The organism is Gordonia sp. (in: high G+C Gram-positive bacteria) (genome assembly GCF_012515855.1).
Classification (GTDB): domain Bacteria; phylum Actinomycetota; class Actinomycetes; order Mycobacteriales; family Mycobacteriaceae; genus Gordonia.
The window spans coordinates 1-4,342 of the sequence record NZ_JAAYXO010000013.1; the positions used below are offsets into that span (position 1 = coordinate 1).

At 69.7% G+C, this 4,342-nt stretch carries 5 protein-coding genes; 1 reads left to right on the top strand and 4 read right to left on the bottom strand.

Annotated features, from left to right (window positions below):
• The coding region (locus GX543_RS00650; protein WP_290849110.1) for a 1,4-dihydroxy-2-naphthoyl-CoA synthase at positions 1 to 680 on the bottom strand (680 nt) is incomplete at its 3' end.
• 223 nt (positions 681 to 903) lie between these two features.
• Here GX543_RS00650 and GX543_RS00655 point away from each other — a divergent pair.
• Entirely contained in the window at positions 904 to 1,563 is a 660-nt protein-coding gene (locus GX543_RS00655) for a PaaI family thioesterase (RefSeq protein ID WP_290849111.1), read from the top strand.
• 120 nt (positions 1,564 to 1,683) lie between these two features.
• Here GX543_RS00655 and GX543_RS00660 read toward each other — a convergent pair whose 3' ends face one another.
• The 3 genes from GX543_RS00660 to GX543_RS00670 form a co-directional block, all read right to left on the bottom strand.
• A complete protein-coding gene (locus GX543_RS00660) occupies positions 1,684 to 2,250 on the bottom strand; it encodes a sugar O-acetyltransferase (protein ID WP_290849113.1) in 567 nt (188 codons plus the stop codon).
• Between the two features lie 9 nt (positions 2,251 to 2,259).
• Positions 2,260 to 3,507: a saccharopine dehydrogenase NADP-binding domain-containing protein gene (locus GX543_RS00665; RefSeq protein ID WP_105943379.1), complete on the bottom strand. Its 1,248-nt coding sequence runs from the start codon at positions 3,505 to 3,507 to the stop codon at positions 2,260 to 2,262.
• Positions 3,508 to 3,587: 80 nt separating this feature from the next.
• Positions 3,588 to 4,211, bottom strand: coding sequence for a class I SAM-dependent methyltransferase (locus GX543_RS00670; RefSeq protein ID WP_105943378.1), 624 nt, complete (start codon positions 4,209 to 4,211; stop codon positions 3,588 to 3,590).
• Positions 4,212 to 4,342: the final 131 nt, after the last annotated feature.

Consider the following 4,342-nt stretch of genomic DNA (forward strand, 5'->3'; position numbering starts at 1 on the left):
ATCCGGTGCATGGTCTCGGCGTCGTAGGCCTCGCCGAGGAAGAAGATCTCGCGCGCGAACTTCTGCCCCACCTGCTTGGCGAGATAGGCGCTGCCGTAGCCGGCGTCGAAGCTGCCCACGTCGGCATCGGTCTGCTTGAACCGGGCGTGCTCGCGGGAGGCCACGGTCAGGTCGCAGACGACGTGCAGGGAGTGCCCGCCGCCGGCGGCCCACCCGTTCACCACCGCGATCACCACCTTGGGCATGGTGCGGATCAGGCGCTGCACCTCCAGGATGTGCAGGCGTCCGCCCTCGGCCGCCACGCGCGCCTCGTCGACGGTGTCGCGGCCGGCGGCTTCGACGTCGCTGTCGTGCGCGGAGGCGTACTGGTATCCCGAACGTCCGCGGATGCGCTGGTCTCCGCCGCTGCAGAATGCCCAGCCGCCGTCTTTCGGGCTGGGACCGTTGCCGGTCAGCAGCACGGTGCCGACGTCGGGGGAGCGTCGAGCGTGGTCCAGAGTGCGGTACAGCTCGTCGACGGTGTGCGGGCGGAAGGCGTTGCGGACCTCGGGGCGATCGAAGGCGATCCGGACGATGCCGTTCGCGCGTCCCTCGCCGGTGTGGCGATGGTAGGTCAGATCGGTGAGGTCCTCGAAGCCTGGGACGGTCTTCCACTGTGCGGGGTCGAACGGCGAAGTCATGGGTCCGAGACTAATCGGCGACGGTCCGCCCCGGACCGCGCGGATCCCCCGACGGCGTGAGCGGAGCCCCCGAGGGGCGCGGAGTCCTCTCGGCGGTCGCGCTGGCCTCTCGACGGTTGAGCAGAGTCCCCTCGACGGTTGAGCGGAGTCCCCTCGACGGTTGAGCGGAGTCGAAACCGGAACCCAAGCGAGCGTTTGGTCGAGCGCGGGTTACGGTGGATCGATGAAGGGTGCACCGGCCGATGAGAACTGGGATGCGAAATCGTCCGGAGAGTCGCCGCACGCCGGCGGCTTCCGGGCGAAGATCGACATCACCACCGAACGGGGCGGGCCCCGGTACGACGAGCTGATCGAGCAGGTCCGCACCTTCATGGACAAGGTGCGTTACGCGTGTCCCACGCCGGAGCTGGCCGACGAGATCATCGACGACCTCAAGGTCTTCAACGCCAAGCTCGACACCATGCTGGTGGACGAGTGGCACAGCCCGTCGGGAACCCGCGTCGACCTGCCCGCGCGCGGCAACATCACGCTGCCGCCGTACGAGGTGACCGACGGCGGTGAGCACGGCGTGACGGCGACCCTGACCTTCCGGCCCTTCCATTTGGGCGGCAACAACGTCGCACACGGCGGTCACGTCGCGATCGCCTTCGACGACCTGGGCGGCATGGCCGCTGCGCTCAACGTCTACGGGATCTGCCGCACCGCGTACCTCACGGTGAGCTATCGGTCGCTGACTCCGCTGGAGACCCCGCTGACGATGAAGACCTGGGTGGATCGCCGGGACGACCGCAAGCTGTACGTGAAGGGCACCTTGCACGACGGCGACCGGCTCTGTGCCGACCTCGACGCCCTCTTCATCGCACTCAAGCCGGGCCAGGCCTGAGCCGTACTGGGACGTAGACCTCCGGTGAGCGCCTCGCCGTCTTCGGAAATCCCAGGTCACCGAGGTGTTGAGGGCGACGGCCCGGTAGCACAACGCCACAGTACGGTCAGCGGGCGGAGGTCACTCCTCGACGGGCAGCGAGCGGATCGGCACAGCGGGTGTTCCGACCGCGACGACGTGATCGGGAAGGTCCCGAACGACGACGCTGCCCGCACCGACCACGGTGTTGCGGCCGATGGTGACCCCGGCACCCACGGTGACGCTGGAGCCGAGCCAGCAGTTGTCGCCGATGGTGATCGGCGCGGTGCGCTCGGCGCCGTCACGGCGAAGCGCGTGGTCCTCGATCGGGTGCAGCGCCGTCGCCAGTACCGCGGACGGACCGATGCGGACATGGTCGCCGAGGGTGATGGGCCCGTCGTCCATCAGAAAGGCGTTCGCGTTGAGGTAGACGCCTGATCCCAGACGCGTGTTGAACCCGTAGGAGACGCGCAGCCGCGGCACCACCTCGACGCCGTCTCCACAGACGGCGAACAGGACGCGCAGAATCGCCAGGCGCCCGGCGTGGTCGGCCGCGGGCAGGGCGTTGAACTCGTCGACCGCAGTGGCGCACCGGTCACGCAGTCGCCGCAGCTCCGGAGTGTCCCAGTACCAGTCGCCGCTGACGAGGGCCTTCACGTCGTCGTGCATCGCGGTGCGCTAGGTGAGCTCGTGCACCTCGAGGACGAAACCGGCCTCGCGCAGCCGGTCGATCAGGACGTCACCCATCGCGACGGCCGGCGTCAGTGCGCCAGCCCGGTCGGGGAGCTTGTCCCGGTCCAGCGCGAGTGCCAGGGCGGACTCGCCGAGCATCACCGCGGTCGCTCGATAGCCGGGATCGCCGTGTGCGCGCATCTGCGAGCGGAACCGGCGTCCGTCGCTGGTCCGGGTGAAGGTCTGGGTGGTGAAGTGCCCGGCCTCCTGCGCCCCTTCGTCCGGTCCGTCGCCGGGTTTGGGCAGGATGCGATCGAGCAGCGAACGCGTCGGACGGAAGCTCATCGCGGCCAGACCGATCCCGGTGCCGACGGCCACCGCACCGGCGGCCAGCGTCGACAGGATCGGCATCCCGCCGACGTTCATCGTCTCCTGGTACCGGAACCCCGGGCCGTAGGCGTCGTCGAGCAGGGCGTTGGATCGCCGGACGACCCGGGTGTTGTACGAGGCCATGAAGAACGGCGCCAGGGTGCCGCGCAGGGATGGATCGACCTTCTTCGCGTCCACCGGGCTGATGTCGCTCGGCTCGGCGCTGGGGCCGACCTGCTCCAGCTCGCCGGGACCGCTGGAGAGGGCCCGCGGATTGAGCAGCAGTCGGCGCTGCTCGGGATCCTTGGCCTGCTCGGCGATCACGCGCACCGAGTCGATGGTGCCGCCGGACACGGCGCCGCGGAACGACCTGAGCACCATCGTCGTCTCGCCGAGGGTGCCGGCGCCTTCCTCGGAGACCTTCTTGTAGAGCAGGTAGGCGCCCAGATCCGAGGGGACCGAATCGAAGCCGCACGAGTTGACGATCCGCGCCCCGGTGCCCTTCGCGAGCTCGTCGGCCTTGTCGATCGTGAACCGGGTGAAGGGGACCTCGCCGGTCAGATCGACGTAGTCGGTGCCCGCGGAGGCCGCCGCGATCACCAGGTTCTCGCCGTAGCGGAGGTACGGCCCGACCGTCGTGCAGACCACCTGCGTGCGGGCGCACATCGCATCGAGGGAGGCGGGGGAGTCGGAGTCGGCGATCACCAGCGGCCACGACGACGCGCGCTCGGGCAGGCGACGGCGCACCCCCGCCAGCTTGGTCTCCGACCGTCCTGCCAGGGCGATCCGGGTGCCGTCCGGCGCCTGCTCGGCCAGATAGCGGGCCGTCAACTCCCCGACGAAGCCGGTGGCGCCGTAGACGATGACATCGAATTCGCGACTCATTTCATTGACCCTAGGCCATCTTCTTACCGCGGGGTAGGGAGAGAACGGGGCAGTTCATCGTTCGCCGCGTCGCTCGCGACTCACTCCCCGCTGTTCACCGCGTATCCCAGTGAGAACCAGCCCCACGGCTTGGGTGCGGCGCGGGTGTAGAACTGGTCCAGCTCGGCCACTTCCCATCCGGCGGCGGCGAGTGCGGCGGGGACGTCCCGGGTCAGCTCGCAGCCGCCGGCCGCCAGGCGCTCGACCGGGTCGATCAGGCGCTGGATCCGGCGCACCGACGCTCCGGGCGCCAGGCCGTGCTCCAGGAAGGCCAAGCGCCCGCCCGGCCTGACCACCCGGGCCAGCTCGGCGAGAACAGGCGGCAGCTCGGGAACGGTGCACAGGGTGAACGTGGAGAGCGCGCCGTCGAAGACGTCGTCGTCGAACGGCAGGGATTGTCCGTCCAGCCCGCCGCGGCTGATCGGGATCGGCGACGATGCGACCCGCTCCTGTGCCCGCGCCCAGGCGAGGTCCGCGGGTTCCACGGCGGTCACCGAGGTCACCCGGTCGCCGTAGCAGGCGACGTTGAGGCCCGAACCGAACCCGATCTCGACGATGTCGCCCGACAGCGGGGCGCACGCGCGGGCGCGCAGCTTCTCCATCCCCGGCATTCCGCAGGTCTTCTCCACCAGGCGTGGAAGGATTTTGTCGTCGTAGAACCCCATGCCTCACGGTAGCGCCGTCGCGCGGGCGGGTGATCTCGACTTCGCTCGATCAGCGGAGGGTCGCTCGATCAGCGGAGGGTCGCTCGATCAGCGGAGGGTCGCTCGATCAGTGGGGGGTCGCGCGATGAGCG

Bases quoted from the DNA above. Each gene is read 5' to 3' on its own strand.
- GX543_RS00655 (WP_290849111.1), top strand. From the start codon at position 904: ATGAAGGGTGCACCGGCCGATGAGAACTGGGATGCGAAATCGTCCGGA.
- GX543_RS00660 (WP_290849113.1), bottom strand. From the start codon at position 2,250: ATGCACGACGACGTGAAGGCCCTCGTCAGCGGCGACTGGTACTGGGAC.
- GX543_RS00665 (WP_105943379.1), bottom strand. From the start codon at position 3,507: ATGAGTCGCGAATTCGATGTCATCGTCTACGGCGCCACCGGCTTCGTC.
- GX543_RS00670 (WP_105943378.1), bottom strand. From the start codon at position 4,211: ATGGGGTTCTACGACGACAAAATCCTTCCACGCCTGGTGGAGAAGACC.